At 69.1% G+C, this 11,786-nt stretch carries 13 protein-coding genes; all 13 read right to left on the bottom strand.

Annotated elements, in window-relative coordinates; genetic code table 11:
- Positions 1-34: 34 nt before the first annotated feature.
- A complete protein-coding gene (locus tag ABT025_RS07105; RefSeq protein ID WP_350990750.1) occupies positions 35-850 on the bottom strand; it encodes a F0F1 ATP synthase subunit delta in 816 nt (271 codons plus the stop codon).
- The gene (locus tag ABT025_RS07100) at positions 847-1,392 is read right to left on the bottom strand and encodes a F0F1 ATP synthase subunit B (protein WP_350990745.1); all 546 of its coding nucleotides are present in this window, start codon (positions 1,390-1,392) and stop codon (positions 847-849) included. Before ABT025_RS07100 ends, ABT025_RS07105 begins: the two co-directional genes overlap by 4 nt.
- 37 nt (positions 1,393-1,429) lie before the next feature.
- On the bottom strand, positions 1,430-1,678 hold the full coding sequence (atpE, locus tag ABT025_RS07095) for an ATP synthase F0 subunit C (protein ID WP_018102636.1): 249 nt from the start codon (positions 1,676-1,678) through the stop codon (positions 1,430-1,432).
- 67 nt (positions 1,679-1,745) lie between these two features.
- Entirely contained in the window at positions 1,746-2,567 is an 822-nt protein-coding gene (gene atpB / locus ABT025_RS07090; RefSeq protein ID WP_350990743.1) for a F0F1 ATP synthase subunit A, read from the bottom strand.
- A 226-nt stretch (positions 2,568-2,793) separates the two neighbouring features.
- Entirely contained in the window at positions 2,794-3,231 is a 438-nt protein-coding gene (locus ABT025_RS07085; RefSeq protein WP_350990741.1) for a Cg1360 family ATP-synthase-associated protein, read from the bottom strand.
- A gap of 260 nt (positions 3,232-3,491) precedes the next feature.
- Positions 3,492-4,880: an MraY family glycosyltransferase gene (locus ABT025_RS07080; protein ID WP_350990739.1), complete on the bottom strand. Its 1,389-nt coding sequence runs from the start codon at positions 4,878-4,880 to the stop codon at positions 3,492-3,494.
- Positions 4,881-4,995: 115 nt separating this feature from the next.
- The gene (glyA, locus tag ABT025_RS07075; RefSeq protein WP_350990737.1) at positions 4,996-6,255 is read right to left on the bottom strand and encodes a serine hydroxymethyltransferase; all 1,260 of its coding nucleotides are present in this window, start codon (positions 6,253-6,255) and stop codon (positions 4,996-4,998) included.
- A 180-nt stretch (positions 6,256-6,435) separates the two neighbouring features.
- The gene (locus tag ABT025_RS07070) at positions 6,436-7,077 is read right to left on the bottom strand and encodes an arsenate reductase/protein-tyrosine-phosphatase family protein (RefSeq protein ID WP_350990735.1); all 642 of its coding nucleotides are present in this window, start codon (positions 7,075-7,077) and stop codon (positions 6,436-6,438) included.
- A complete protein-coding gene (locus ABT025_RS07065) occupies positions 7,074-7,721 on the bottom strand; it encodes an L-threonylcarbamoyladenylate synthase (RefSeq protein ID WP_266782896.1) in 648 nt (215 codons plus the stop codon). The genes ABT025_RS07070 and ABT025_RS07065 overlap by 4 nt, the downstream gene beginning before the upstream one ends.
- Before the next feature lie 61 nt (positions 7,722-7,782).
- Positions 7,783-8,628, bottom strand: coding sequence for a peptide chain release factor N(5)-glutamine methyltransferase (prmC, locus tag ABT025_RS07060; RefSeq protein WP_326738782.1), 846 nt, complete (start codon positions 8,626-8,628; stop codon positions 7,783-7,785).
- 49 nt (positions 8,629-8,677) lie between these two features.
- The gene (prfA, locus tag ABT025_RS07055) at positions 8,678-9,754 is read right to left on the bottom strand and encodes a peptide chain release factor 1 (protein ID WP_350990859.1); all 1,077 of its coding nucleotides are present in this window, start codon (positions 9,752-9,754) and stop codon (positions 8,678-8,680) included.
- 150 nt (positions 9,755-9,904) lie between these two features.
- Positions 9,905-10,129 carry a 50S ribosomal protein L31 gene (rpmE, locus tag ABT025_RS07050; protein ID WP_326657941.1) on the bottom strand — a complete coding sequence of 75 codons (225 nt, stop codon included), beginning with the start codon at positions 10,127-10,129 and terminating at the stop codon, positions 9,905-9,907.
- Between the two features lie 185 nt (positions 10,130-10,314).
- Complete coding sequence (locus tag ABT025_RS07045; protein WP_350990731.1) at positions 10,315-11,415, bottom strand: LCP family protein; 1,101 nt, start codon at positions 11,413-11,415, stop codon at positions 10,315-10,317.
- Positions 11,416-11,786: the final 371 nt, after the last annotated feature.

Raw genomic sequence — 11,786 nt, 5'->3', positions numbered from 1 at the left:
TCTTGCTCTGTTCTGTTTGGTACGGCGCGCAGGGTCAGCCGGCCATGCGACGGGTTGCCTCGTCGAGGCGCTCCGCGATGGTGCCGTTGATGACCTCGTCGCCGACCCGCACCGCGATCCCGCCGAGGACCTCGGGGTCCACGTCGAGGCTCAGGTGCATCTGCCGGCCGTAGATCTTCGCCAGAGCGGCGCCGAGACGCTGCTTCTGCCGGTCACTGAGCGGCACGGCCGAGGTGACGACCGCCACCACGCGGTCCCGGCGGTCCGCGGCGAGCTTGGAAAGGGACTCGAGTCCCGCTTCCAGGCTACGTCCCCGGGGCTGGGTGACAAGCCGCACGACGATGCGCTCGGTGGTGGGCCGCGCCTTTCCGCCGAGCAGGCTGCGCAGCAGCTCGCCCTTGGCGGCGGGGGTCGCGGTCCGGCTGGTGAGCGCGGAGCGCAGCCCGGTGTCCGAGGCCACGATCCGGCCGAACCGGAACAGCTCGTCCTCGACGTCGTCGAGGTCTCCGCTGCGCTGGGCGGCGGTGAGGTCGGCGATGTTCGCCAGTTCCTCGACCGAGTCGACCAGGTCACGCGACTGCGACCAGCGCGAGCGGACCATGCCGGAGACCAGGTCGACGGCTTCGCCGCCCACCTGACCGCTCAGCAGCCGTCCGGCCAGCTCGGCCCTGGCCTCGCCGGCCTGCGCCGGGTCGGTCAGGACCCGGCGCAGCGACACCTCGCGGTGCAGCAGCGCCGTGACGCCGGCCAGGTCCTCGGCGAGCTTCGCCGCGTCGACCGACGTGTTGTCGGTCAGTGCGTCGAGGCGCTCGCGTGCGGCAGCCAGTGCCTCGCGGCTCGCGCTGTTCATCGGACTGCCTCGGCCTTCGCCTCGAGCTCGTCGAGGAACCGGTCGACGGTGCCGCTCTGCCGGGCGTGGTCCTCGAGGGACTCGCCGACGAGCTTGCCGGCCAGGTCGGTGGCGAGCTTGCCCACGTCCTGGCGCAGCGCCGAAGCAGCGGCCTTGCGGTCTGCCTCGATCTGGGCGTGGCCGGCAGCGACGATCTCCTCGCGCTGCCGCTGGCCTTCCGCCCGCATTTCCTGCAGGATCACGGCGCCCTGCTCCTGCGCCTCCTGGCGCAGACGAGCGGCTTCGTGGCGGGCCTCGGCGAGCTGAGCCTTGTACTGCTCAAGAACGCTCTGGGCCTCGGTCTGGGCCGCATCGGCCTTTTCGATACCGCCTTCGATGGCCTCGCGACGCTCTTCCAGAACCTGGTTGATGTTCGGGAGGAGCTTCTTGGCGAGGAAGCCGAAGACGATGACGAAAGCGATGAGGCCAATGACGAGCTCAGGGATCGGCGGGATGAGCGGGTTTTCCGCTTCCTCCGCCGCGAGCTGAACCAGGGGGTTCACGTCAGTGCCTTCCGTCGAATGGGCTGTTCGCGACCGGTCAGGAGGTCGGGTAGACGAACGGCATGACCAGACCGATCAGGGCGAGCGCCTCACAGAAGGCGAAGCCGAGAATCTGGTTGGCGCGGATGAGACCGGCAGCCTCGGGCTGACGGGCGAGCGCCTGGGTACCGTTACCGAAGATGATGCCGATGCCGACGCCGGGGCCGATCGCGGCGAGGCCGTAACCGATCGAGCCGAGGTTGCCCTTGATTTCGACGCCGGCGGCGAGGGTCTGGAGAGCGGACATGCCGGTTCTTCCTTCTCTTTCAATGTCCGGTGGGGGTTGGCCACCGGGTGCTTCAGGAGGTGGGTGCTCAGTGGCCCTTGGCGAGAGCGCCCTGGATGTAGCTGCAGGCCAGCAGCACGAACACATAGGCCTGGACAGCCTGGATGAAGAGCTCGAAGGCGGTCATCACGATGACCATCACGAACGACACACCTGCGTAGGCGATGCCGATGCCGTTGAGCAGGTACCAGCTGGCGATCGTGAAGAGCAGCAGGAGCGTGTGGCCCGCGAACATGTTCGCGAACAGTCGCACTGCGTGCGTGAACGGCCGGACCAGCAGGTTCGAGAAGAACTCGATGGTCATGGAGAGCGGCAGGACCCCGCCGAGGCTCTTGTCGTAGCCCGTGAAGTTCTTGAACGCTCCGACGAAGCCGTGCTTCTTGAAGGTCAGGACGACCCACAGGATGTAGACGATCCCGGCGAGAGCCGCCGGATACGAGATGATCGCCGTCACGGGGAACTGGGCAACCGGGATGATGGACCAGAGGTTCATCATCCAGATGACGAAGAACAGGGAGACCATCAGCGGGACGTACTTCTCGCCGTCCTTCTTGCCGATCGTCTCGTAGACGATGCCGCGGCGGACGAAGTCGTATCCGGCCTCGGCAACCATCTGAAGCTTGCCGGGCACCAACTTCGGCTTACGGAAGGCGGCCCAGAAGAAGCCAACGATGATGACCGAGCCGAGCAGGGCCAGCAGCATCGTCTTGTTGAAGTACAAGTTGCTGTCCGCGTCGCCCCAGAGGGGTTCGAACAGGAACGAGTGCAGGCCGGGTGCCGGGAAACCACAACCGTCGAAGATGTGGCAATCGGTCTCGAAGGCGAGCACCTGTGTCGGGTCAGCACTCACCGCGGGCTCCTTCAGCGTGGCGCATAGGTACGGCAACCTCGTTGTGTCGGCGCGGCGCGCAGCCGCGGTTCGGCACTGGACTGGTGTTTCGGATGTGTGAGCGGCAGTCAGGCATTTGAGCCTCGCGATCGAGCAGGCGTCAGCTCACATGCCCGCGCCCGCAGTGCCGCAGTTGGAACCGGACGATAGCAGGGTCGCGAACCTGCATTTATTCCGCCCCTACCCTTCACGCTCCGGACCCCGGCTTCTTGGGCTTTTCGTCCTTGTCGGACTCGGGTTCCACGTAAAGGATCTTGGCCTTCATGTGCGCACGCGCCTGTGCGCCGATCCACACGAGTGTCGTCACGACCAGAGTGATCGCGAAGGCCTTCGGGTTGAACAGCGAGGTGTTCTTGAATACGGCGACGAAGATGAACAACAGCAGGAGTTGCGCCGTGTACAGCGCAAGCCCCATCGCCTGGAAGAGGTGAGGCATGGACCGGGCGGTCCGTTGCAGGACCATCAGTCCGATCCCCATGAAGAGGATGACCACGATCGTCGCAACGATCGCGCCCAGGGCTCCCTTGCCACCGGCGACGCCAGCACTGATCGCGGCGGCGACTGCGCCGGCGACAGCGGTGGGTACGGCGGCCTGGAGGAGAGTCCGGACGTCGTTGGACGGCATGGCGGCAGCTCCGCTTGCTGGGGGTGGGCAGTGTGTCGTCATGGACGAGCGTAGGCCCGGTCCGAGTCGAAGCCTCGGGGCCAAGGGACCGTGCTACTCAGGTCCTTCGGCTCTGTCACCGGGTTCGTGAACGGTATCACAAACTATTTGATGAGGTCTTTACCTAGAAAGTGTGCTTGCTGTCACACGCGAGGGCTAATCGGCACGTGTGAGCAAGGCAACTCAACAACTTGTCTGGTATTGCACCCTGATGACCCAAATCACCGGCGCGTTGAATCAGCCTTGCGCCGGTCCGCGAATCGCGAACGGGGGCCGATCGCGGTCGCTCCGTTGACGCCGGACACCCCGGCGGCGATCGGGGCCTGCGGCGCGGGCTCGCGCCCATCCTGCCCCATCTGGTCACCCAGGGGCCCTTGTTGACTGCCCGGATCCTGCGACGGATCCGTCCCGGGCTCCGCCTCGTGGCGGCGCCGCCGGCGATAGCGCGGCGGTACGACGCGTTCCGCCCAGCGCGGGGCGCGCGGCGTGAACCGGGGCATCAGCAGCAGGATCAGACCGAGCGCGCTCAGGCCCACGATCACCAGGACGATCCACATGGAGGCCGAGTGCACCGAGTACCCCACCGCGCCGAAGGCGATCAGCGCCGACCAGAAATACATGATCAGCACCGACCGGCTGTGCGAATGGCCGATCTCCAGCAGTCGGTGGTGCAGGTGCCCCCGGTCCGCCGCGAACGGTGACTGCCCGTTCCAGGTGCGCCGCACGATTGCCAGCACCAGATCGGCAGCCGGGATCGCGATGATGGTGAGCGGCAACAGCAGCGGAATGAAGACGGGCAACATCGCATGGGTCGCCTGGCGCTCACTGCCCTCGAAGATCTTCATCGTGTCCGGGTCCACCTGCCCGGTCACGGAGATCGCGCCGGCCGCCAGGACGAGGCCGATGAGCATCGAGCCGGAGTCCCCCATGAAGATCCGGGCCGGATGCATGTTGTGCGGCAGGAACCCGAGGCACATACCCATCAGGATCGCCGTGAAGAGCGTCGCGGGGGCCGCCGCCTCGATCATGTGCCCGTACCAGAGGCGGTACGTGTAGAGGAAGAAGGCCGCGGAGGCGATGAGGACCATGCCTGCCGCCAGGCCGTCCAAACCGTCGACGAAGTTGACCGCGTTGATCGTGACGACGACCAGGGCGACCGTGAGCAGCGTGCCCTGCCACGGGGTGAGGGCGACCGTGCCGACGCCCGGGATCGGCAGCCACAGGATCGTCAGGCCCTGGAGCACCATGACGGCCGCGGCGATCATCTGTCCGCCCAGCTTGATCAGGGCGTCGATCTCGAACTTGTCGTCCAGGACGCCGATCAGCCAGATCAGGGCCGCCCCGGAGAGCAGCGCCCGCGGTTCGTTGGAGAGCTCGAAGACGCCGTCCAGGTTGGACAGGTGGTCGGCGACGATCAGCCCGGCGCACAGCCCGCCGAACATGGCGATGCCGCCGAGCCTCGGTGTCGGTTCGCGGTGGACGTCGCGCGCACGGATCGCGGGCATCGCCCCGACCGCGATGGCGAACTTACGCACCGGGCCGGTGAGCAGATACGTCACCGCGGCCGTGACACAGAGCGTCAGCAAGTAATCACGCACGGGCTGCCCCATAAATGTCGCCGGCCATCTCAGCCCACACTTTAACTACGTCGGCCTCATGGTTGAGGACACGGAGGTCCTCGCGATGGTTGCACAGGCAGTCACCATTGCGGATATGTGGGCTATTTCACCCAGGGTAGGGCGGGTGAGCCGCCGCCATCTCCCGCACCTCCGCGAGAACGTCACCCTCCCCGCGCACCGCGGACCCGAACAGCACCGCGAGGCGGGCCATGTCGGACTCGTCCATGCCCTGGGTGGTGACGGCCGCGGTACCGAGCCTGATGCCCCGGGCGTCACCGTAAGGAAGCGCGCAGGTGTCCAGCACCAGACCTGCGGCGGCCAGCCGGGCGCGCGCGGTGGGCCCGTCGACGCCGAGGGGGGCCGGGTCCGCGACGATCAGGTGGGTGTCCGTGCCGCCGGTGGTGATGTCGAATCCCTCGGCCTCCAGGCCGGCGGCCAGCACGCGGGCGTGGGCCACCACATGGTGGGCGTACGCGGCGAAGGCCGGGGCGGCCGCCTCACCGAACGCGACGGCCTTCGCCGCCACCGTGTGCATCTGGGCGCCGCCCTGCGTGAAGGGGAAGACGGCCCGGTCGATCCGCTCCGCCAGTTCCGCGCTGCACAGGATCATGCCTCCGCGCGGCCCGCGCAGCACCTTGTGCGTAGTCGCGCAGACCACGTCCGCGCACGGCACGGGGCTGGGCGCCGCTCCCCCGGCGATCAGGCCCATCGGGTGCGCGGAGTCGGCGATGAGGTAGGCGCCCACCTCGTCGCAGATCTCCCGGAACAGCTCGTGGTCCGGATGACGCGGGTAGGAGATCGAGCCGCTGACGATCGCCTTGGGCCGGTGCGTGCGGGCCAGGGTGCGGACCTGGTCGTAGTCGATCAGCCCGCTCTCGGAGTCCACCCCGTAGCCGATGAACTCGAACCAGCGGCCGGAGAAGTTGGCGGGCGAGCCGTGCGTGAGGTGCCCGCCGTACGGGAGTCCCATCGCGAGCACCGTGTCGCCGGGCCGCAGCAGCGCCGCGTAGGCCGCGAGGACGGCCGAGGACCCGGAGTGGGGCTGCACGTTGGCGTGCTCGGCGCCGAAGAGCGAGGTGGCGCGGCGGATCGCGATGCGTTCGGCCGCGTCCGCCTGCTCGCAGCCGCCGTGGTGGCGGGCGCCGGGGTATCCCTCGGCGTACTTGTTGGCGAGCGGGGAGCCGAGGGCGGCCAGGACCGCGGGCGAGGTGAAGTTCTCCGCCGCGGTCAGCTGCAGGGTGCCGGACTGGCGGTGGAGCTCCCCGACCAGGACGTCGGCGATCTCCGGATCCTCCCGGAGCAGGGCGCCGAAGTCCTGCGGCAGCGCGGCGACGGCGGAGGGTGCGGCAGCGGTGGTGACCGGCATCGAGGGCTCCGGGCCTGGGGAGAAGGGGACGCCTGGGGAGGGGGCGTCAGCTCCAATGTAGGCCCGTGGTGGGTCTGCGGCGCGCTGTCACGGGCCGTGGTGCACCCGTCCGGACCCAGGGAGTCCGGCACTCGCCGTACGGCCGTCAGCGGGCCCGGACGGCCCTCGGGCGCTGTCCGTTCAGCGCGGCGCCGACACGCCCGTCAGCGCGGTGACGACCGGGTCCAGCGCCTGGTTGATCTCGTCCCCGATGGACCGGAAGAACGTGATGGGGGCGCCGTACGGGTCGTAGACCTCATCGGCCTCGACGGTCGGGGCCAGCAGCCAGCCGCGCAGCGCGGCGGCCGCGCGGACCAGGGCGCGGGCGCGCTCGACGACGCCCTCGTCGCTCGCGTCGGGCAGCGTGGCGGGGTCTATCGCCCGGACCAGCCGGGTGAATTCCTTGAGCGTGAAGGTGCGCAGTCCGGCCGAGTGACCCATCGAGATCACCTGGGCCCGGTGGTCGCGGGTGGCGGTGAGCACCAGGTCGGCGCGGATCACGTGCTCGTCGAGCAGTTCGCGGCCGACGAATCCGGTGGCGTCGGCGCCGAAGTCGGCGAGGACCACCTCGGCGTTGGCCTCCATCGGGGCGCCCTCGTGCCCCCAGGTGCCCGCGCTCTCCACGATCAGCCCGCCCAGGAGCGGGTCGCCCAGGCGGTCCACGAGGGCATGCCGCGTCAGCCGCTCGGTGATCGGTGAGCGGCAGACGTTGCCGGTGCTGACGTGGAGGATGCGGAAGGTATCGGTCTGACCCGCTATGCCACGCCCCTCAGGGGCGGTCAATTGGCCACCTCAAGGTCGGGTACCACCTTGCGCAGCTCCTCCGCGGAGAGCGCACCGGCGCGCAGCAGGACCGGCACCTTGCCGGTGACGTCGACGATCGAGGACGGAACGATGCCCGGGGTCGGGCCGCCGTCCAGGTAAACGGACACGGAGTCGCCGAGCATCTCCTGGGCGGCGTCGCAGTCCTCGGGCGACGGGTGTCCGGTGAGGTTGGCGCTGGAGACGGCCATCGGGCCGACCTCCGTGAGCAGCTCGATGGCGACCGGGTGCAGCGGCATCCGGATGGCGACGGTGCCGCGGGTGTCACCGAGGTCCCACTGGAGCGACGGCTGGTGCTTGGCGACGAGCGTGAGTGCGCCCGGCCAGAAGGCGTCCACCAGTTCCCAGGCCTGCTCCGAGAAGTCGGTCACCAGGCCGTGCAGGGTGTTCGGCGAGCCGATGAGGACGGGGGTCGGCATGTTGCGGCCGCGGCCCTTGGCCGCCAGGAGGTCGACGACGCCCTCGGAACTGAAGGCGTCCGCACCGATCCCGTACACGGTGTCGGTGGGCAGCACGACCAGTTCGCCGCGGCGGACGGCGGACGCGGCCTCGCGCAGACCCGTCGTACGGTCCGTTGCGTCGTTGCAGTCGTATCGCCGTGCCATCAGCCGGCCTCCTCAAGCATGTACGGGTACGGGTAGGGCTGGAACGGGTGGTGGCCGCCGGTCACGGCATGGCCTTGCGGGCCGTGGCGAACCGGGGACGCCTGTTCAGGTCGGGGTGGTCGGCCGCGTCGGCCCAGCCACGCTCCTCGGTGAAGATCCACGGCACCTGGCCGCCCTGGGTGTCGGCGTGCTCGATGACGACGAGGCCACCGGGGCGCAGCAGGCGGTGGGCGGTGCGCTCGATGCCGCGGATGGTGTCGAGGCCGTCCTCGCCCGAGAAGAGGGCCATCTCGGGGTCGTGGTCGCGGGCCTCGGGGGCCACGTACTCCCATTCGGTGAGCGGGATGTACGGCGGGTTGGAGATGACCAGGTCGACCTGGCCGTCGAGCTCGGGAAGGGCCGTCAGGGCGTCGCCGCGGTGCACGGTGACCCTGGACTCCTCGGCGTTCTTCCTGGTCCATTTGAGGGCGTCCTCGGACAGCTCCACGGCGTGCACGCGCGAGCGCGGCACCTCCTGGGCCATGGCGAGGGCGATGGCGCCCGATCCCGTACAGAGGTCGACGATCAGCGGCTCGACGACGTCCATCGCGCGAACCGCGTCTATCGCCCAGCCGACGACCGATTCGGTCTCCGGGCGGGGCACGAAGACTCCGGGTCCCACCTGGAGTTCCAGGTAGCGGAAGAAGGCGCGGCCGGTGATGTGCTGGAGCGGTTCGCGGGCCTCGCGCCGGGCGATGGTCTCCCAGTAGCGGGCGTCGAAGTCGGTGTCCGGCACGTTGTGCAGCTCGCCCCGCTTGACGCCGTGTACGAACGCGGCGAGTTCCTCCGCGTCGAATCGCGGTGAAGGGACACCGGCGTCGGCCAGCCGCTGGGTGGCCTGGGCCACCTCGGCGAGCAGCAGGTTCATCGCGGTTCTCCGTACGGGTTCACGAGCGGGGCGGGCGGCGGGACAGGACTTACGCGGCGGCGAGCTTGGCTGCGGAGTCGGCGTCGACACAGGCCTGGATGACTGCGTCCAGTTCCCCGTCGAGCACCTGGTCCAAGTTGTACGCCTTGAAGCCGACGCGGTGGTCCGAGATCCGGTTTTCCGGGAAGTTGTACGTGCGGATCTTCTCGGACCGGTCGACCGTTCGCACCTGGCTGCGGCGTACGTCGGACGCTTCCTGCTCGGCGGCTTCCTGGGCCGCGGCGAGAAGCCTCGACCGCAGGATACGCATGGCCTGCTCCTTGTTCTGGAGCTGGCTCTTCTCGTTCTGGCAGGAGGCGACGACGCCGGTGGGCAGGTGCGTGATGCGGACCGCGGAGTCGGTGGTGTTGACGGACTGGCCGCCGGGGCCGGAGGAGCGGTACACGTCGATACGGAGATCGTTGGCGTGGATCTCGACGTCGACCTCCTCGGCCTCGGGCGTGACGAGCACACCGGCGGCGGAGGTGTGGATGCGGCCCTGGGACTCGGTGGAGGGCACGCGCTGCACACGGTGCACGCCGCCCTCGTACTTCATCCGGGCCCAGACGCCCTGGCCGGGCTCGGTGGCCCCGTTGCCGCCCTTGGTCTTCACGGCGACCTGGACGTCCTTGTAGCCGCCGAGCTCGGACTCGGTCGAGTCGATGATCTCGGTCTTCCAGCCGACGCGCTCGGCGTACCGCAGGTACATGCGCAGCAGATCGCCGGCGAACAGGGCGGACTCGTCGCCGCCCGCACCCGCCTTGATCTCCAGGAGCACGTCCTTGTCGTCACTGGGGTCACGGGGTACGAGCAGCAGGCGGAGCTTCTCGGTGAGCTCCTCGCGCGCCTTCTCCAGTTCCTTGACCTCGGCGGCGAAGTCGGGGTCGTCGGCGGCGAACTCGCGGGCGGTCTCGATGTCGTCGCCGGTCTGCTTCCAGGAGCGGTACGTGGCGACGATCGGAGTCAGCTCGGCGTAGCGCTTGTTGAGCTTGCGCGCGTTGGCCTGGTCCGCGTGGACCGACGGGTCCGCGAGCTTCGTCTCGAGATCGGACTGTTCGCCGATCAGTTCCTCGACCGCCTCGAACATCTTCGGGCTCCTGGTTTCTTCGCTCATCGTGCCTGCCGGCCGGCGGATGCCTGCCGGGCGGGATACGGGAATGCCGTGTCCCGGCCGGAAAAAAACGCCGGCCTCGGCGCCCCCGGGAAGAGGGCGCCAAGGACCGGCGCAGTCGGCTCGCTACTTGCTGGCGGAGCCGGCGGCCTTGCCGAAGCGGGCCTCGAAGCGGGCCACGCGGCCACCGGTGTCGAGGATCTTCTGCTTGCCCGTGTAGAACGGGTGGCACTCGGAGCAGACGTCGGCACGGATGGCGCCGTTGTCCAGGGTGGACCGGGTGGTGAACGACGCGCCACAGGTGCAGCTGACCTGCGTCTCGACGTACTGGGGGTGAATGTCGCGCTTCAAGGGTTTCTCCTAGGTTCGGGAGGGCGCCGGGTCGTACGCGCGGATTGCGCGTCCGTGAACCGGGGCCGACGTACCAGTCTGCCAGGACTGGCCGTATCTCCCAAAACGGGGGTCGGCCGCCCGCTATTCCCGGGGGAGGCCGATACCGCGGGATCCGACCGGCTCCCCGCGTGATCCGCCCGGCGTCACTGCACGATCTGCCCGGCGTCGCCCTTGTCGCCCGCCGACTCCTCGGTGGCGGAGGCGGGGATCGGCTGATCGTTGCGGAGCGCGGCCCACACCTGCTTCCCGGCTTCCTCGAGCGGTACGACGCGGTTCGGGTCGGCCGGGTCGTACTCGACGGGCAGGGTCACCATGTGGACGTCGTCCGCGCCGAGCCCCTTGAGGCCGCTCGCGAAGCTCGCGAGTTCGGTGACCGAGCCGAGGTCGGAGTCGGTGGTGATGGCCTTGGTCGCGGTGTCCGCGATGCCGTACAGCTTGGTGCCGTCGAGGATGCCCACGCTCTTGGCCTGTTCCATCAGCGCCTTGATGAAGGCCTGCTGGAGCTGGATGCGGCCGAGGTCGCTGCCGTCGCCGACGCTCTTGCGGGTGCGGACGAGGCCGAGTGACTGCTCGCCGTTCAGGGTGTGGGTGCCGGGTTCGAGGTTCAGGTGGCTCTTGGAGTCGTTGATCGCCTGCTTGGTGGTGATCTCGACGCCGCCGAGCTTGTCGACGAGCTTCTTGAAGCCGGTGAAGTCGACCTCGATGTAGTGGTCCATGCGGATCCCGGACATCGATTCGACGGTCTTGACCGCGCAGGCCGGCCCGCCGACCTCGTACGCCGTGTTGAACATCGCGCGCTCCTGCCCCGCGACGGGCTGTCCGCTCGCGTCGCCCGTGCACTCGGGCCGGGTGACGAGGGTGTCGCGCGGGATGGAGACGACGCTCGCCGTCTTGTGGCCCTTGTTGACGTGCACGACCATCGCGGTGTCCGAACGGGCTCCGCCCTGGTCCTCGCCGTACTCCGCGTTCGCGCCGGAACGGGAGTCGGAGCCGAGCACGAGGATGTCCTCGGAGCCGTTGTCGACGTTGTCGGGGCGGTCCTTGCCGAGGGCGTTGTTGATGTCGACGGCCTTGAGATTGCCGTTGAGGTGGAAGTAGGCGTACCCGAGCCCCGATCCGCCGACGACGACGAGGCCGGCCAGGCTCCACGCGGCTATGACGGTCACCCTGCGGCGGCGGGACGCCTTCCGCCGGCGCTTGCCGGTGGCCCGTATTCGGCTCGTGCTCCCGCTCTGCTCGCTCATCCGTCTCCTCGTGTCCTCGGGCTGCTCCCGGCTACCCCCTGCAGTGGCGTGCGGGTCCGTATGCCGCTTTGTCGCCCTTGGCTTCGCCCGTGTTGTCGCTCTTGGTTACGACGCGGCGGCGACAAGAAGGGTTGCACAGCGCCCTGTGGGCTCCCGGTAAGGCCGGGGCCGGTCCACGGGGTGCGGGAACAGCCGGTGACCCGACGCTCACCTGCGGTTTCTTGCCTGTTGCAGGCAACTGGTCATCGTTGCGCGGCCCACCGGCCGTGTGGCGAAGGTCTCGGGGCGGCGGCGGGCACAGAGTGGCCGGGCGACGGCACGGGGCCGCGACGACGGCACAGGGCCGCCCCCGGCACCGAAGTGCCGGGGGC

It is taken from the genome of Streptomyces sp. NPDC002809, assembly GCF_040295435.1.
GTDB lineage: Bacteria > Actinomycetota > Actinomycetes > Streptomycetales > Streptomycetaceae > Streptomyces.
This window is presented reverse-complemented; position numbering and strand designations above follow the sequence as displayed.

Coding starts and splice junctions, on each gene's coding strand:
- prfA (WP_350990859.1), bottom strand. CDS start 9,754: ATGTTCGAGGCGGTCGAGGAACTGATCGGCGAACAGTCCGATCTCGAG.
- ABT025_RS07065 (WP_266782896.1), bottom strand. CDS start 7,721: ATGGCACGGCGATACGACTGCAACGACGCAACGGACCGTACGACGGGT.
- prmC (WP_326738782.1), bottom strand. CDS start 8,628: ATGAACCTGCTGCTCGCCGAGGTGGCCCAGGCCACCCAGCGGCTGGCC.
- ABT025_RS07080 (WP_350990739.1), bottom strand. CDS start 4,880: ATGGGGCAGCCCGTGCGTGATTACTTGCTGACGCTCTGTGTCACGGCC.
- atpE (WP_018102636.1), bottom strand. CDS start 1,678: ATGTCCGCTCTCCAGACCCTCGCCGCCGGCGTCGAAATCAAGGGCAAC.
- glyA (WP_350990737.1), bottom strand. CDS start 6,255: ATGCCGGTCACCACCGCTGCCGCACCCTCCGCCGTCGCCGCGCTGCCG.
- ABT025_RS07085 (WP_350990741.1), bottom strand. CDS start 3,231: ATGCCGTCCAACGACGTCCGGACTCTCCTCCAGGCCGCCGTACCCACC.
- ABT025_RS07105 (WP_350990750.1), bottom strand. CDS start 850: ATGAACAGCGCGAGCCGCGAGGCACTGGCTGCCGCACGCGAGCGCCTC.
- ABT025_RS07045 (WP_350990731.1), bottom strand. CDS start 11,415: ATGAGCGAGCAGAGCGGGAGCACGAGCCGAATACGGGCCACCGGCAAG.